Source organism: uncultured Lacinutrix sp. (assembly GCF_947500605.1).
Taxonomy (GTDB): Bacteria; Bacteroidota; Bacteroidia; order Flavobacteriales; family Flavobacteriaceae; genus Lacinutrix.
On sequence record NZ_CANMSJ010000006.1, the window covers coordinates 191,518 to 207,249 of the forward strand.

Annotated in this window: 13 protein-coding genes; 9 read left to right on the forward strand and 4 right to left on the reverse strand. The window is 31.6% G+C overall.

Features of this window, described 5'->3' with window-relative positions:
• Positions 1 to 49 precede the first annotated feature (49 nt).
• From Q0935_RS10740 to Q0935_RS10760, 5 genes are all read left to right on the forward strand, one after another.
• Positions 50 to 562 (forward strand): hypothetical protein, encoded by a 513-nt coding sequence (locus Q0935_RS10740; protein WP_299385746.1) that lies wholly within the window; start codon positions 50 to 52, stop codon positions 560 to 562.
• Positions 563 to 993: 431 nt separating this feature from the next.
• Positions 994 to 1,830, forward strand: a complete 837-nt coding sequence (locus Q0935_RS10745; RefSeq protein WP_299385749.1) for a LytTR family DNA-binding domain-containing protein — start codon at positions 994 to 996, stop codon at positions 1,828 to 1,830.
• Positions 1,831 to 1,954: 124 nt separating this feature from the next.
• Positions 1,955 to 2,617, forward strand: a complete 663-nt coding sequence (locus Q0935_RS10750; RefSeq protein WP_299385752.1) for a CPBP family intramembrane glutamic endopeptidase — start codon at positions 1,955 to 1,957, stop codon at positions 2,615 to 2,617.
• Between the two features lie 276 nt (positions 2,618 to 2,893).
• A complete protein-coding gene (locus Q0935_RS10755; protein ID WP_299385755.1) occupies positions 2,894 to 3,505 on the forward strand; it encodes a hypothetical protein in 612 nt (203 codons plus the stop codon).
• Positions 3,506 to 3,929: 424 nt separating this feature from the next.
• Positions 3,930 to 4,412 carry a hypothetical protein gene (locus Q0935_RS10760; RefSeq protein ID WP_299385757.1) on the forward strand — a complete coding sequence of 161 codons (483 nt, stop codon included), beginning with the start codon at positions 3,930 to 3,932 and terminating at the stop codon, positions 4,410 to 4,412.
• A gap of 205 nt (positions 4,413 to 4,617) precedes the next feature.
• Here the strand turns inward: Q0935_RS10760 and Q0935_RS10765 are convergent, their stop codons facing one another.
• Positions 4,618 to 6,078: an aminoacyl-histidine dipeptidase gene (locus tag Q0935_RS10765; protein WP_299385758.1), complete on the reverse strand. Its 1,461-nt coding sequence runs from the start codon at positions 6,076 to 6,078 to the stop codon at positions 4,618 to 4,620.
• Between the two features lie 96 nt (positions 6,079 to 6,174).
• On the opposite strand from Q0935_RS10765, the gene Q0935_RS10770 reads away from it, so the two are divergent.
• From Q0935_RS10770 to Q0935_RS10785, 4 genes are all read left to right on the forward strand, one after another.
• Positions 6,175 to 7,242: a DUF3810 domain-containing protein gene (locus Q0935_RS10770; RefSeq protein WP_299385759.1), complete on the forward strand. Its 1,068-nt coding sequence runs from the start codon at positions 6,175 to 6,177 to the stop codon at positions 7,240 to 7,242.
• 69 nt (positions 7,243 to 7,311) lie between these two features.
• A complete protein-coding gene (locus Q0935_RS10775) occupies positions 7,312 to 10,305 on the forward strand; it encodes an amidohydrolase family protein (protein ID WP_299385761.1) in 2,994 nt (997 codons plus the stop codon).
• Between the two features lie 89 nt (positions 10,306 to 10,394).
• Positions 10,395 to 11,693 (forward strand): amidohydrolase family protein, encoded by a 1,299-nt coding sequence (locus tag Q0935_RS10780; protein WP_299385764.1) that lies wholly within the window; start codon positions 10,395 to 10,397, stop codon positions 11,691 to 11,693.
• A 5-nt stretch (positions 11,694 to 11,698) separates the two neighbouring features.
• The gene (locus Q0935_RS10785) at positions 11,699 to 12,058 is read left to right on the forward strand and encodes a hypothetical protein (protein ID WP_299252059.1); all 360 of its coding nucleotides are present in this window, start codon (positions 11,699 to 11,701) and stop codon (positions 12,056 to 12,058) included.
• Between the two features lie 64 nt (positions 12,059 to 12,122).
• Here the strand turns inward: Q0935_RS10785 and Q0935_RS10790 are convergent, their stop codons facing one another.
• The 3 genes from Q0935_RS10790 to Q0935_RS10800 all read right to left on the reverse strand — a co-directional run bounded on the left by Q0935_RS10790 (position 12,123) and on the right by Q0935_RS10800 (position 15,712).
• Complete coding sequence (locus Q0935_RS10790; RefSeq protein ID WP_299385767.1) at positions 12,123 to 12,914, reverse strand: DUF6503 family protein; 792 nt, start codon at positions 12,912 to 12,914, stop codon at positions 12,123 to 12,125.
• A 118-nt stretch (positions 12,915 to 13,032) separates the two neighbouring features.
• Complete coding sequence (locus tag Q0935_RS10795) at positions 13,033 to 13,842, reverse strand: DUF6503 family protein (protein ID WP_299385769.1); 810 nt, start codon at positions 13,840 to 13,842, stop codon at positions 13,033 to 13,035.
• 100 nt (positions 13,843 to 13,942) lie between these two features.
• Positions 13,943 to 15,712: a T9SS type A sorting domain-containing protein gene (locus Q0935_RS10800; protein ID WP_299385772.1), complete on the reverse strand. Its 1,770-nt coding sequence runs from the start codon at positions 15,710 to 15,712 to the stop codon at positions 13,943 to 13,945.
• Between the last annotated feature and the right edge of the window lie 20 nt (positions 15,713 to 15,732).

Consider the following 15,732-nt stretch of genomic DNA (forward strand, 5'->3'; position numbering starts at 1 on the left):
ACTAAAAATTAAAACAATTTTATAGAAACATACATTGTTAGTAATTTAAATGAAGTATCTAACCTTAATAATAGTAGTATCCACTTTAGTTTTATCTTGTCAAAAAAATATTGAAATTGACGAAAATAGATTATTTATAAAAGGAGGAATTAAAAGCGGATTAGTAATATCTAAAGTAAAAGATAATCGATTTAAAAAAGATAATAAGTCATTTCCTCTCTTATACTCTATAATAGAAAAAGCGCGTTTAAAAATCAACGGTGAAGGTATATCAGCTACTTACAATTATGGTGAAGAAGAACATTTCTTCAATAAAAAAGCATTTGAATATAAAAGCGAACTCTATTTTAACATTAAAAACGACTTTTACGAATGGACTTTAGAAAAACCTACCAGCAATAAAACTTACGAAAAACTGCCAATTAATTTAGAAAAAGAACATTGGTACATTATACATAACATTACCTTTAGAGGATCTAATAGTTATTTGAGATTTTACATTAATAAAAATGGAGAATTTGAATATGACGATTTAAAATATGTCATGGTAAGTCCTATTTAAATCATATAAATGCAACCTTCAAAAATCAATTTCACAAATCTTAATTTAGTTCTTATTAAGAGCTTACTAAACATTAAACGGCTTATTCCCTATACTTGACATTGCAAAAAAATAAGCTAACTTCGTTTAACGTATGATATAAAACATTGTATGCAATTTGAGAAATAAAAACAATTCAAAATAAATAGATTTCACTTCAAGAATTTATAGACAGAGGAATCAGAGGTTGGAATGCCATTAACAATAGAAATAACAATACGACTAATAAATACGGAATAGTAGCATTAACAGAAGAGAAAAAACTACGTAAATTAACACCTAAACGTAATACGGTTTTTGGGATAAATTCAAAAAACTGTTTAATTAACAAGTTCCGTAAAACCTATAAATCAACCTCTTCAAAAATCCATATAAAAAAAAGCTACTAATTCATGAGTATTACCAAACCAACCAAGAATACATTAAAAACAGCATGGCATACACTTATAAGTAACTCTGCATGGCGTTGGTTTCAGAAAGCATTTGTATTGATTATTTTTTCATTAGCAGTAAATCATTTAGCTACGCACGATAATTTTATAGATAGTGAATCTTACAGATTCCCTATAGAAGGTTTTCTATCAACTATTGTTTTATTTATTCTTATTGGAATTATTACCAATCTTAATTTTAAATTTTACAAGAAAAAGTATTTCTCCAAAAAGATAGAGCTTGCTACTATATTATGGTTTATGGTTTCTACTCTTGGGTATATTACAATTATGTACATTCCTGTAAATATTATTTTAAATATAGTTGTAGGTGGACAAACAGTGTTCTATTATTTATTAATTGGTTTGTTAATTACCTTATTATTGAGTTTTATTTTTATAAGTATATTGTATGCACCAGACATATATAGTTTATATAAACTCTCTATAAAAGATGCTGAAATCACTATTGAAAGCGGCGCGAAAACAACCAAGCTTACCTATAAAAATATCGCGTGCTTTTACAGCGAAAATAAAATTGTATATACTGTTAAAAATGATGGCACAACAATTAACACTGGTTTTACATTGAATGAGCTCGAAGAAAAAATAAACGATCAATTGTTTTTTAGAGCCAATCGGCAAATTATCATTAATAAAGATGCTGTAGACCAAATTGAAAAGATTGAGAATGGTAAGTTAAATATTCGATTAAAAGCTTCCATTAAAAATGATGCAATTACTAAAATCAATATCAGTCGTTACAAACGAAAAGCATTTATGAGTTGGATTCAATAAAAGAAGCCTAAAACAACCGACTATTCAGATATAAATTTAAGACCATTCAGTAACAACACGAGTATTTAAAGAGGTTCTCAGAGATTTTGTTCATTATTTCGCTTAGAAATTAAAACCACAAAAAATGAACAAAATTAACTTACAACCAACATTAATCCCATTAATTACCATTGCAATCATCTTGTTTATATGGTTTGGACCAATCCGAATAAACTATATAGAAAACATTATTATTTCTATAATAATTATTATTGCAAATTATATAGAATATAAAGGAAACCCATTTGCAGCACTTGGATTTCAACGTAAAAAATTCACATTAAAAAACATCCTGATACTTGCACCATTAGCTGCACTAGGTCTCTTTGCTTTTTATGTATTTGCAGTTGTTCCTGGAATTACAAAACTAACAGGAGTTCCTATAGATTATTCAAGTTTCGATCAATTAAAAGGAAATCTTCCAGCCTGTTTAATTGCTTTATTAGTAGTGTGGGCCACTGCAGGATTTGGAGAAGAAATTATCTTTCGTGGTTATTTTATGCGACAATTTGTAAAATTCTTTGGAGAAAGCAAAGTTAGTATTGCATTTAATATTGTCTTACTTGCTTACTTTTTTGGCTTTATGCACAGTTATCAAGGAATTACAGGACAACTGGTTGCAGGTTTTATAGGAGCACTATTTGCTCTAATATTCTACTTACGTAAATACGATTTATGGTTTATTATTGCTGTACACGGTTTTTTTGACACCTTTGCTATAATTTGTATTTACTATGGTTTGGCATAACAGAGACGCTAAACAGACCTCTACAAATCTAACATAAACAAATAAGTGTAACCTTAAAAAACAATCTCATCAACCTTAATTTAACTATGAATAACAACTTGTTTTAATAGCTTATTGAACCACCAAACTCCTTATTCCGAAAACTTAACTTTATAAAAAAAATAGTCGAACTTCGTTTAACGTATGATATAAAACATTGAAACGATTTTATATCAATGAGACATCGGGTTATCCATAAGTTGAAAACCGAACTTAATAGATCAAAGCCATGAATAAATGAAAAAAAGAACAAATGTACATGAGTTAATAAATTTAAGAAGTGGTTTGTATGCAAGTGTACATAAAAGTGAACTATTTTCAGAGGAATACGAAACTCTTTATAATGTTGATGTTAAATTATCTCACAAACTATTATTAGGAGATGGAATGTGCATTAGTCATGGTTATAATTTCAGCGTAGCAGAGCGTTTTTCCCTTTTCCCTTCTGTTCTACCTAACCAACGAGATATGACTAAAGAGCAATGGAAAGAAAAATATCATTTTAACAGATGGTCAATGCACTTACAAGATTATTGGGAATCAACTAAAACAAGAGAAAAGATAGATGTTCATAAGTTAATCAACATAAGAAGTGGTATGATTACTGTTGAACAACAGAATCTTGATACAGGTGAATTTGACCGCATAGATTATATAGATACTAAATTATCACATAATTTACTGAATGATTCATTTTGTAGTCGTCATTTGTACAAAATCCCTCTTTTTTTGAATGGTTTTTATTATATAGATTTGGATGAGCGCAATATTAATAAAGAGAAATGGAAAAAATTGAATCATAAACATAGGGCTCATTTAAGATCAATTATGGATGAAGACTATTTTTAACAATGATTCATAATTCAAAAAACCAATGGCTAACACCGTATAAAATTAATTGCTAGGTTCTAGCCTACTTACGAAAGTCGTCGCGGGCTTTCTATTCGTAATTTATTTGCTAAATTTAGTTTCTTAAACCACGCAACAAACCGTTAAACGATCCTTCAAAAAAGTACTATTCTAAAACTGTACTTTTTTATTTTTATACTTAAATTTAAATAAGTGTAACCTTAAAAAACAATCTCATCAACCTTAATTTAACGATGAATAACAACTTGTTTTAATAGCTTATTGAACACCAAACTGCTTATTCCAAAAACTTGACTTTCTAAAAAAAATAGTCGTACTTCGTTTAACATTTTTGTATAAAACATTGAAACGATTAATATCAAAGAAACATTTTAAGTCATTTTAGAATGAACCAAAATCAATAATGGATTATTTAAAAGAGAATATTACTTGGGAAGTAATAGTATTAGCATTTATACTTAGTATAATATACGATTTATTAAAAAAAATCTTTTTTTGGTTAGTTGAAACTTCTTCAAAAGTTGCTAAATGGAAATCCAATAGAAATATACTTTCCTTAATAAAGTTTTATAAAGTAGAAAACGAGCATATTGAAAAAATAGTAAAAAAAGATGAGGTTTTCTTAAAAAAAGCTGCGAAAGAATTAATTTATGATTCAATTTTTGGTTTTACAATTTTTATCTTGCTTTTAATTTTGAATAATATAGAGAGGCGTATATTATTCTATGGAGTACTTGGATCATGTTTTATTCTATTGCTTAAAGTTTTCTCAGGTTTCGTATATTATATAAAGCTTTTTTACAAAGCAAAATACCATAAAAAGTTCATTAAGATTAATAAGCAACGAATTTCCAAATTAGAAAAAATATTATCATCAGAACTATAAACGCTTTACAACAACCCACATAATTAATGGCTTGTTCTAGCCTACTTGGAAATCTCTTATTAATTTCCTTCTCATTCATTTTGTTTTGCTAAATTAGTTACATACAAAAAACCACTAAACGAATCTAAAAAAAAGCACAGTCCTAAAACTGTGCTTTTTCTATTTTGTATTATTTAGAAATTCAATAAGTGAATCTTCTAATACATTATTTCTTAGGTATCTCTTTTAAGATCTCTAAAACAAAATTCCAATATTTTTTAGCCGAAGAAATACTTGCTCTTTCATCTGGAGAATGCGCTCCTTTAATAGTTGGTCCAAAACTAATCATTTCCATCTCTGGATAGTTTTGACCAAGAATACCACATTCTAATCCTGCGTGACAAGCTGCAACGTGTGCTTTCTCTCCGTTTATTTTTTCATATAAACTACTTAATACTTTTAATATAGAAGACTCCATATTTGGTGCCCAACCCGGATAATCTCCAGACAACTCAACCTCACAACCTGTAAGCTCAAAAGTTGCTCTTAAAGTATTTGCTAAATCGTCTTTAGAACTCTCTACCGAAGAACGTGTTAAACAACCCACTTTAATAGCACCATCTTTAATAATTACTCTTGCAACGTTATTAGATGTTTCTACTAAATCTGGAATATCTGCACTCATTCTAAACACACCATTTAAAGCAGCATATAAAGCACGAGTAATACCTTCTTGAACGCCTAAGTCCATTATTTTTTCTGGAGTATCCACTTTAGAAATCACGACTTCTAAATCTGGCTCCATTGTTTTCATTTCTGTTTGAATAGATTTTACTAATAAATCCATTTCAGTAATAAAAGCATCTTCATGTATAGCGTCTATAGCAACTACAGCATTACTTTCTCTTGGTATTGCGTTGCGTAAACTTCCACCATTTATTTCAGAAATACGTAATCCAAAATTTTCGAAACCATCAAATAACAAACGGTTCATTATTTTATTTGCATTACCTAAACCTTCATGAATTTGCATTCCAGAGTGTCCGCCTTGTAAACCTTTTACAACAATGTGGTACCCAATTTTAAACTCTGGTGTTTCTTCTTCTTCGTAAGTTCTTGTAGCAGTTACATCTATTCCTCCTGCACAACCTACTCCAATTTCATCGTCCTCTTCTGTATCTAAGTTTAATAGAATACCTCCAGAAAGCAAGCCTCCTTTTAGTCCCATTGCACCTGTCATCCCTGTTTCTTCATCTATAGTAAACAACGCTTCAATTGCAGGATGCGCGATAGTTGTACTTTCTAAAATAGCCATAATAGTTGCCACTCCTAGTCCATTATCTGCACCTAAAGTTGTGCCTTTTGCTTTTACCCAGTCACCTTCAACATGCATCTCGATACCTTGAGTATCGAAATCGAAAGTAGTATCACCATTTTTTTGGTGTACCATATCTAAATGCGATTGCATAACAATAGTTACGCGATCTTCCATTCCTTTTGTCGCTGGCTTTTTAATAATAACGTTTCCAACTTCGTCTTCTATCGTTTCGAAACCTAGTTTTGCTCCAAAATCCTTCATAAAAGCAATCACACGTTCTTCCTTTTTAGAAGGTCTTGGCACTGCATTTAAGTCGGCAAATTTGTTCCACAATTCTTTTGGTTCTAAAGCTCTTATTTCTGAATTCATCTGTTATTTTATTTTATGAATTGCAAAAGTACAAAAAAGACTTGTGGTGATGTTAAAACTGAAGCCATCTAACAGAAAATTAACTATTTTTGAATTATGCTGAAAAACAAAAAAATATTAATTGCATTCTCCATAATTCCTGCCATTCTATTAGTAAAACTACTTGCTAAATTTCCAGAATTTATTGAAACCTATTACAGCAAAGGCTTATACCCATTAACATCAAAATTATTTCGCTATACCTTAGGATGGTTGCCATTTTCGTTTGGCGATATTGTTTATGCGTTTGCTATTATCTATAGTATAAGATGGCTTATTAAAAATAGAACACGCGTTTTTAAGGATTTTAGAAATTGGTTAATAGATGTGTTTTCGGCTTTATCTATTATCTACATTGCTTTCCATTTGTTTTGGGCAATGAATTATTACCGATTACCGCTTCATAAAAACCTAACTTTAAAAGCAGATTATACTACTGAAGAACTGCTAAAAGTGACTCAAAACCTCATCGATAAGTCTAACGCTATTCATCTTAAAATAACAAAAAACGATACTGTAAAAGTAGATTTCCCTTATTCTAAATCTCAAGTTATATCTAAGGTACCCGAAGGTTATTCGGCATTACAAAAAACATTTCCGCAGTTAGAATACAACGGAACGAGTATAAAAAAATCTATGCTTAGTTTACCATTAACGTATATGGGTTTTAGCGGATATTTAAATCCGTTAAGTAACGAAGCTCAAGTAAACAGTTTAATTCCTGTGTTTAAATTTGCAACAACCGCTTCTCACGAAGTAGCACACCAATTAGGTTATGCTGCAGAAAACGAAGCTAATTTTATTGGCTTTTTGGCAGCTACAAACAACGAAGATATTTACTTTAAATACTCTGGTTATACTTTTGGTTTACGCCATTGTTTGCATGAGGTTTACAGACGCGATCCAGAGCAATATCAAAAATTTACAGCAACCATTAATCCTGGTATTTTAAAAAACTATCAAGAGGTTCGCGAGTTTTGGGACAACCATAAAAACCCAATAGAGCCTTTATTCCATTCTACTTATAGCACGTTTCTGGAAGCCAACAACCAAAAAGGAGGCATGAAGAGTTACAGCTATGTTGTGGCATTGCTTGTTAATTATCTTCAAGACAAAAGACTTTAACAATATTCATTAGTTTTAAAACTTATCTAATTACTATATTTAGTCTTTAATATTTTTTCAAACTAACTCATGATTAAAAAAACTCTACTATTCGCTTTTCTTGCGTGTACAATTAATCTTTTTGCACAAGAAAACGTTCCAAAAAATGATGGTGTAAAAACCATAAGTTCCAACTACACAGCCATTACTAATGCTAAAATTCATGTCTCGCCTACGCAGGTTATAGAAAATGGAACTTTAGTAATTAAAGATGGTAAAATAGTTTCTGTTGGAGCAAACATTTCTATTCCTAAAAATGCTGTGGTTACAGATTTATCTGGAAAAAGTATTTATCCCTCTTTTATAGACATCTACTCTACTTTTGGAGTTGAGCAACCTAAAAGACCAGAAGGCAATTCGCGAAGACCACAATACGATGCCGCAAGAGAAGGCTATTATTGGAACGACCATATTAGAGCCGACCAAAATGCAATCGATAAGTTTAAGTACGACGACAAAGAAGCTAAAAAACTTATGGAAGCTGGTTTTGGAGTAGTAAACACACATATAGAAGATGGTATTATTCGTGGTACAGGAACCTTAATTGCTTTAAATTCTGAAGGCAGTGATGCTAATAGAATATTAAAAGAACAATCTGGGCAGTACTTAGGAACTAGTAAAAGTAAAACGTCTAAACAAGCTTACCCAACATCAATAATGGGTGCTTTTGCATTATTGCGCCAAGTAAATATGGATGCCAAATGGTATGCCTCTGGAGCTGCAAAAGAAAAAGACAGAACTCTAGAAGCTTTTAACAGAAACAAAAATCAGGTTCAAATTATTGAAGCTGGTAGTAAATTAAATGCGTTGCGTTTAGATAATATTGGCGATCAATTTAACACTCAGTATGTTTTTGTTGGTGGTGGCGATGAATACGAATACATTAAGGATATTAAAGCAACTAACGGAACCTTTATTTTACCATTAAATTTCCCAGATGCTTACGATATGGAGAATCCGTTTTTAGGAAACTCTGTCGATTTAGCCGATTTAAGAGAGTGGAACCAGAAACCACACAATCCAAAAATATTAGCAGATAATAATGTAAACTTCGCGCTTTCTACATACAAGTTAAAAGATGCAAAAGAGTTTATGCCTAATCTTTTAAAAGCTATCGACGCTGGATTATCTAAAGAAAAAGCATTAGCTGCATTAACTACAATTCCTGCTCAAGTTTTAGGACAAACGAGCACATTAGGAACATTAAAAGCTGGAGCTTATGCTAACTTTTTAGTGACTTCTGGAGATGTATTCGAAAAGAAAACTACAATTTACCAAAACTGGGTTACTGGTATTAAAAATGAATTAAAGCCAATGGATAATACAGATATTCGTGGTGATTATACTTTCAATTTAGAGAACACAGATTACGAATTAACTATTAAAGGTGAAATAGAAAAGCTAAAAGCAGAACTAAAAGCTAACGACAAAAAACTAGGTTCTAAAATTAGTTTTAATGACGATTGGCTAAACCTTACCTTCTCTACAGTAGATACTACAAAACAAGAGTTTATCCGTTTGGTTGCTAATATAGATAACACCTCTACCTTTAACGGAAAAGCTATTTTCCCGAATGGAAATGAAATGTCTTTTACAGCAAAAAAAGCAGAAGAGAAAACAGGTGAAGATAAAAAAGACGAAAAGGATAAAAAAGAAGACGATGATGAAGAGGATAAAAAAGAGAACAAATTATTTCCTGTAACCTATCCTAACATGGCTTATGGTTTTGAAAGTTTACCACAACAAGAAACTTTATTATTTAAAAATGTTACCGTTTGGACTAATGAATCCGATGGTATTTTAAAAAATACTGATGTATTAATTAAAAATGGTAAGATTTCTAAAATCGGTAAAAATTTAAGTGCTTCTAACGCACAAATTATAAATGGTGAAGGCAAGCATTTAACAGCTGGAATTATAGACGAGCATTCGCATATTGCAACCTCATCGGTTAACGAATCTGGACATAACTCTACTGCAGAAGTAACACAAGAAGATGTTATTAACCCAGAAGATATTGGTATTTACAGAAATCTTGCTGGTGGTGTAACTTCTATACAAGTACTACATGGTTCTGCAAACCCAATTGGTGGTCGTTCGGCAATTATTAAACTTAAATGGGGAGAAACAGCTAATAACTTAATTTACAAAGATTCTCCTAAATTTATAAAATTTGCTTTAGGTGAAAACGTAAAACAAAGTAATTGGGGAAGTACAAATACGGTTCGTTTTCCACAAACAAGAATGGGTGTAGAACAGGTTTATACCGATTATTTTCAGCGTGCAAAAGAATACGATGCTAAAAAGAAAAGCGGACAACCTTACCGAAAGGATGTAGAAATGGAAGTGATTGCAGAAATATTAAACAAAGAGCGTTTTATAAGCTGTCACTCGTACGTGCAAAGTGAAATTAATATGTTAATGAAGGTTGCAGAGAAATTCGACTTTAACATTAACACATTTACACACATTTTAGAAGGTTATAAAGTAGCCGATAAAATGAAAGCACACGGTGCTGGTGGTTCTACCTTTAGCGATTGGTGGGCTTACAAATACGAAGTAAACGATGCCATACCATTTAACGCTGCAATAATGCATAATGCAGGTATTACTGTTGCTATTAATAGTGATGATGGTGAAATGTCTAGACGTTTAAACCAAGAGGCTGCAAAGTCTGTTAAATATGGTAACGTAAGCGAAGAAGATGCTTGGAAGTTTGTAACCTTAAATCCTGCAAAATTACTACATATCGATAATCGTGTTGGTAGTATAAAAGTGGGTAAAGATGCAGATGTTGTTTTATGGAGCGATCATCCAATGTCTATTTACGCTAAAGCGGAAAAAACAATTATTGAAGGTATAACGTATTTTGATATTAATCGTGATAAGCAATTAAGAGAAGCTATTAAAAAGGAGAAAAACGAATTAACATCGTTAATGCTTCAAGCTAAAAACAAAGGTTTAAAAACGAAGCCAATTGAGAAGAAAGAGAAAGCTCATTTTCACTGTGATTCTGAGTTTTAGAAATTACTAGGCAGCTTTACTCTAGTAGCTTACTTTTAAATTAATAAAAAAGTTTTTCGCTTTCGCGGAAATAATAAAATACAATTAGAATGAAAAAATTAAAATATAACATACTGGCTTTTGCTTTATTACTTTCATCGGTGGTAATTGCACAACAAACTCCAGCATCTAAACAAACAAATGCTATTTCTATTGAAGGTGCAACCGCACATTTAGGAAACGGACAAGTGATAGAGAATTCGCTTATTATGTTTAACGATGGGAAAATTACTTTTGTTGGTAGCGCAAACATGAAAATTGCTCGCCAAGGTAAAGTAATGCAAGCCCAAGGAAAACATATTTACCCAGGTTTTATAGCACCAAACTCTACTTTAGGATTAGTAGAAGTTGATGCTGTTCGTGCTAGTGACGATGCCGACGAAGTTGGTGCTATGAATCCGCACATTAGAAGTTTAATCGCTTATAATACCGAATCTAAAATTGTTGAATCTATGAGGCCTAACGGTGTTTTAATGGGCCAAATAACACCTCGTGGCGGACGTATTTCGGGAGCTTCATCTGTAGTACAGTTTGATGCTTGGAATTGGGAAGATGCAGCTATTAAAGCAGATGACGGTATTCACATGAATTGGCCAAGTCCGTTTTCTCGTGGTCGCTGGTGGTTAGGTGAGCCTTCTATGTTAAAAGAAAACAAAGATTACAAAAAACAAGTTGAAGAACTAAGTACTTACTTCGCAGAAAGTAAAGCATACCAAGCAAGTAATAAGTCTCCAAAGCATTTACCTTTCGAGGCGTTACAAGGTTTAATTGACGGTTCTAAAAAACTATACGTACATGTAGATGCAGAAAGAGGGATTACAGACGCTATTACTTTTACTAAACAAAACAACATAAAGCATTTGGTAATTGTTGGTGGTTATGAAGCTAATAAAGTAAGTAGTTTATTAAAACAAAACAATGTTCCTGTTTTATTACAACGTGTACACAGCAAGCCAAAAAATGATGACGATGATTACGATTTACCTTTTAAATTAGCAAACGAGCTAGTAACATCTGGTGTATTAGTAGGTTTAGAAAATGCAGGAGATATGGAACGTATGAATGCTAGAAATCTTCCTTTTTTAGCAGGAACTTGTGCTGCTTATGGTTTAGATAAAGAACAAGCTTTAAGTTTAATAACTTTAAATACTGCAAAAATTTTAGGTGTTGCTGCTAAAGTAGGTTCTTTAGAAGTTGGAAAAGATGCTACACTTTTTATAAGTGAAGGCGATGCTTTAGACATGAGAACAAATAAGCTAGAAAAAGCGTATATTCAAGGTAGAGACATTAGTTTAGAATCTCACCAAACCGAGTTATACAAACGTTACTCTAATAAATATAAAAACTAAATATTATGAAGGTTTTATTATTCTTTTTACTACTAAATTTTATGGCTTTCTCTCAAGAAAAGGAAGCACCAACTAAAACACAACCTCTATTTTTATCTACTATAAATATAGATGGCTCATATTTTACGCAAACAAATTTAGATGCTATTTCAAAAAGTATAAAAACAACCTCCTCTACTCTAGTAAAGTTAGACAAGATTGATAATCGTAATCTAGTGGCATTAACAAGAAATGCTAATAAAATCTATAAGTATTCAGATTTTAACTCTAAGTCTAATTTAAATGTAGCGTTAGATAATGTTATGTTTTCTGGTAATTTTTTCAATCCGAAAGAAACCCATTACACAGCATTATATAATGAATAACAAAATAGTACAAACAAAAAAAGCGAGCCAAACGGCTCGCTTTTTTTATTCCTTTATATTCTAATTACTCAACAGCAACTGCTGGTTTCTTGTAAAAAGAATCTTCTTGAGCCGTTTTTGTTAACTTAACATCTGTAAACAATAAGTCATTTTTCATTTCACCAATAGTGAAACCTTCAGCTTTATACCATTCTAATTTAGATGGTAACTCTATACCATTAACCATTTGCCAATCTGCATAACGTACAAAGTTAAAACTAGTCGCTTTCTCTTTAGAGAAATAAGTAACTGTGTAACCTAACCAAGCCATTTTGTTTGTATCAGCATCGTAAAATAAAATGTATTCATCGTCTGACGATTGTCCAACACCAGCATCGAAACTAATTTTTATTCCTGGATACTCTTTATCGTTATAAACTAAAGGCTCTACTTCTGAGTAAGAAATACCATTATCTGCAAAAACAAAAGGCATACCATAGAAATAAAACATTAAGTTGTAGTAAAACTCAGGTTTTCCTTCGTATTTATTATCTCCTTTATCCATTACCCAAGCCTCAGTACCATCGAAACCTAACTTAAAAGCATCAGTTTCTATTAAAGAACGTCTGTTATGCAAGTCTACTGTTGTTTTTTCATCACCAGTAGGCTTTTTCATTGTAAACTCTAATGTTTTAAAGCTATTCCAAGCTTCTACACTACCGTGTGCATTAAATACTTTAGACACATTTTCTGGATATACAGAAGTTGTAACATCTAATGTTTCTTCAGCGTAATCTACATTCTCAACTGGTTTTGTTTCTTGCTTACAAGATGCAAATAGGATAGCTACAACTGCTAATATTAAGTAATTCTTCATAAAATATTTTGTTAGTTTTTATTGTTTAAGATTATTTTGTCGTAACCCGAAACTTATCATTACAAAAAAAGCTTCAGTAATTCACTGAAGCTTTTTTTAAGTTTATTTAGACAGCTATTTACTCTACAAAAGTTCCAGCTTCTGGCTTTGCAAATAATTTAGAGTCTGCTGCTGTTGTAGACAACTTAACATCTGTAAATACATTTGGTGTTTTAGCTTTATCTGTAGGCTTATCGTTTTTAAAACCATAACCTGTTATCGAATTTGGTAATTTTAAACCATTTACTTCTTGCCAATCGCCGTATTTTCTAAAATGTAATTCTTTTTTATCTATACCTTCTACAAAAGAAACGGTATAACCTAACCACTCCATTACATACGTTTCTGGATTGTAGTACATAACGTAACGATCTTCTGGTGTTTCACCAACTCCTGCGTTATAAGTTACTTGTATTCCTGGATACGTTACACCATCTATTACAAGCGGTTCTGCATCTGCATAATTAATACCATCGTCTGCTAGTACAAAAGGCATAGCATAGAAATAAAACATTAAGTTGTAACCAAACTTAGGATTGTATCCTTTATAATCACCATCGGTTTTATTAACAAACCAAGGTGTTTCGCCATCGAAACCAATTGTTGAATTTGGACTATCGATTAAAGCTTCTCTTGAATCTAAATTTGTTAAAGTTACTTCTTTACCAGATTCTTTTTCTTGAGTAAAAGAAAGTGATTTCATAGATTTCCAAGCATCTATTCCACCATGTGCATTAAAAACTTTAGTAAGATTTTCTGGAAAAGCAGGTGTTTCTACTTTTGCTTTCGCAGATTCCATAATGGCTTCTTTTTCTAATACCATTTCTTTTTCTTGCTTACATGCCGAAACTATAATTAGTAATGCAAAAAGGAATAATTGATTTTTCATTTGTTGTGTTTATATTTTTGGTTTTTACGAAACGTAAATTTAACGCTTACAAAAAAAGCTTCAGCGTTAACTGAAGCTTTTTAACTTAATTTTATAACTATTATTCTATTATTAGCTTTTTTACGGTTTGAGTATTTTCGTATTTCAGTTTCACAAAATATAGTCCTGACTTTAGGCTTTTTACATCAAGCTGTAATGTTTGGTTTATAGTTGTACTTATCACCATTTTTCCTTGAATGTCTATTACTTTAACAGTGGCATTTCCGCGTAAAGCGTTATTTAATTTAATATTTAAAATACTTGTTGCAGGATTTGGGTAAAAAGCAAAATCTATAGTATTAAATTCTGTGGTGCTTAAAGCGACATTAAATTCTAAATAATCTGCTATTCCACTTGCATTAGTATCATCATCTGTTGGATCTCCATTGGCATTGTAGTCTTCGTTAATTGTTAAAACACCATCGCCATCGTCATCATCGTCTAAATAATTTTCGATTAAATCATTATCTGTATCCACGAAAGTATGTTGTGTTGTTTTACCAGAAACTATGGCAATTTCATCTATTGTAGGTACATTATCACCATCATCGTCATCGTCTAAATAATTAGGAATGGTATCCATATCTGTATCATCATCGTCTAAATTCCCGTTTCCGTTTATGTCTTCATCTGTATCTGTTACACCGTCTGAATCACTATCAACACAACTAACTTCTGTAACTATAAACGAAGCGTAATCTGAATAGCATCCGGTATTATTATCACCCACATATAAACCATAAACATCTGCCATAACTACATTAAGTGTTGGTCCAGTTTCTCCTGTCATAATTATACCATTCTGATACCAATCAAAATAATAATTACCTGTTGAAGTATCGAAACCAGAATCTATAATAACCGATTCTCCTGCACAAAAACTGTATTCGCTATCTATTGTCACTGTAGGTAATACGCTTACAGTTAATTGCAAAGCAACTGAACTTATACAACCTGAAACGTTATCTTCTGCTCTCACGTAAACAATTTGTGGGTTAGCTGTATTGTAATACGGACTAACAATTTCGACTGTACCATCGTTCATCTCCGCTCCTATTTGTGTACTAAAGTAGGTTAAAGTAATATCTGTTTGGCCATTTAATATTTCTGCATTAGCATATTCTAATACAAAATCTTCTATCTGATCACCTGTATTATTCACATCGCATTGGTTTAATATTGAAGGTTGAATTAGTAATGGTAGAGAGTTAACAATTATATCAAAATCTACCAATGCAAAACAGCCAGTTGTGTTGTTCTCTGCTCTTGCAAAAATAGTTTGAGTGTTCGCTACAACATTACTATATGTGTTTGATAACATATTTACATTATTGGTCGCATCTGCCATTGTTTCGTAATAAGTAACGGTATAACCAGGTGCTCCTCCAGTAATTTCAATATCGGCATCAGTTAATGTAAACGTTCCAAATCCATCGTTATCATCATCACAATATTCTAGTGGTGCTGGTGTAAATACAATTGGGCTTTGGTTAACAACTAGATCTAAAGTTGTAGTATCAAAAGCACCCGTACTTAACTCCTCTACTCTTACATAAACCGTTTGTGGGTTTGATGTATTTGTAAATGGACTTGCTAAAGGATTCATGTTTGCATCTGCATCCATTTGATTTCCGTAATACATTACTGAGAAATCATTAGAATTCTGACCTCCTAAAACCTCAGCATTTTTAATCGTTAAATCGAATACTGCAATGCCATCAGCAATGTTGTCATCGCAAATTTCTAAAGGCGTTGGTGCATTTGCTACTTGTGCAAAAGCACAAAAGTTAGTAATAATAAATAATAGCGAAAAAAGTAATTTTTGTTTCATGGTAGTGTTGGTTGGTTTTG